Annotated in this window: 1 protein-coding gene and 1 pseudogene; one reads left to right on the top strand and one right to left on the bottom strand. The window is 40.6% G+C overall.

The annotated features are described in order from the left end of the window. Positions 1-237: pseudogene (locus AX662_RS10360) on the top strand (transposase); the annotation flags it as partial. Positions 238-372: 135 nt separating this feature from the next. Here AX662_RS10360 and AX662_RS05895 read toward each other — a convergent pair. Next, positions 373-1,850: Spy0128 family protein (locus tag AX662_RS05895; RefSeq protein WP_156430695.1), on the bottom strand; the 1,478-nt coding region annotated here is incomplete at its 5' end.

The following is a 1,850-nucleotide window of genomic DNA, read 5'->3' as shown; positions in this document are numbered from 1 at the left end:
CATGAGCAAGGTCAATCACTACTTTCAAACGGTCTTTAGGACTTTTCTTAGACACTAACAATACATCAAAAACGCACTAGAAACGGACTATTCAAACGCGAAACTGGAAGCTACTAACAAGTTGATTAAAGATATCAAACGATTGGGCTTCGGTTTTAGAAACTTCATCAACTTTAAGAAACGTGTCTTCATCACTCTGAACATAAAAAAAGAGAAGACCTATCTGGTCCTCTCTAGATGTTAGCTTTTCGTCACCCACTACAGTTGACAAAGAGCCCACAAAAGAGACTCACCCCTTATGGGATGAGTCTCTTTTTCGAAAACTGAAATAGTCTAACTAACTATGTTGAGGGATTTAACCTATGAACTATCTTAGTCTTCTTTTTTGCGTTTTCCTGCCAAACCAAGTCCAGCTGCCGCAAGGATTCCTCCGAGAGCCATAGCTGCCATAGACGCATCATCACCTGTTTCAGGGAGTGCTGGTCCTTTAGGAGCTTCTGGTGTAGTTGGTGGTGTCACTGGTGGAACCACTGGAGTTGGAGGAGTCGGTGGTGTTGGTGGAGTTGGTGGAGTTGGTGGAGTCGGTGGAGTTGGAGGAGTCGGTGGTGTCACAATATTGTTGAACTCAGTATCTTCTGGCAATTGAGAAGTTACTGTCAAGACTTTACCGTCTTTAGTTACTGAAACAACGACTGTAGCAACCATCTTATCGTAGGTAACAGTTGCATCGTTACCTTGTACTTCTTCTACTGTGTAGACGTGAGTACCTTCTTCACCACGTTTGTACTCAAGTGCTGAGAACTTGATCTTACCGTTAGCATCATTGCTTACAGTTTCGATCACATTACCCTTGCTGTCTTTAAGTACGAAGCTAAACTCACCAGCTTTAAGTTCACGACCTTCAAGTTTCTTAGTGAATTCAAACTCAACCTTAGTTGGGATATTGACTACACGTTTTTCTGTTGGTTTTTCTGGTTTTTCAACAGATTTCTTAGTTGGGTCGTATTGGTGAACGATTTGTGACGCAGTATTTTCGATGTCTACACCATCTTTAGCAGTACCTTTGATAGTTGCAGGAATATCGAACTTGTAGTAGCGTCCGAATGCCAATTTGGCAGTATCGATCACTTGAGTATTTTCTGCATCACCGAGTGACTTAGTAAGGTCAGACTTAGATGTTGCAGTAATTACACCATTTTCAACCTTGATGTCAAACTTAGCTGTCACATCTTCTCCTGTTACAGAGTCGTATGCTTTAATATCTGCGACATTGATGTTCAAGTTTTCGCTGTCATATTTATCTGTAACACCTACAGATTGGATATTGTGAGCGTCAGTGAAGTTAGTTGTGTCGAGCCATACTTGGTAGACAAACTTATCACCTTTCTTAAGTGTCTTAGTATTGATATTTTCAGCTTCGTTGTTAGCTGTGTTGTCAGCGTAAGGATCCTTGTTAGTATCGCCTACTTTATCTTTCAACTCAGCATCATCGTCAACAAGTTTCATACCAGTGATATCGAATTTCTCTTTAGAAACAACGTATTTCTCTGGTTGGAACTTAGGTTTTTCTGGTGGACGAACAGTGTTGTTAAATTCTTTATCTGCTGGATCAGTAACCTTAGTGATAAGAGCTTTAGCTTTACCATCATGTGATACTTCAACAGTGACAAGAGCTTTCATACCGTCGTATTGAACAGTACCGTCAGTACCTTTAACTTCTTCTACTGTGTACTTGTAAGTGCCTTCTTGGCCTTTCTTGTACTCAATAGGTGAGAATTTAACGTTACCTTTAGCGTCATTGCTTACAGTTTCAAGAGTCTTACCTTCTGAATCTTTAAGCACGAAGCTGA

The organism is Streptococcus sp. CCH5-D3 (assembly GCF_001556435.1).
Taxonomy (GTDB): domain Bacteria; phylum Bacillota; class Bacilli; order Lactobacillales; family Streptococcaceae; genus Streptococcus.
This window is presented reverse-complemented; position numbering and strand designations above follow the sequence as displayed.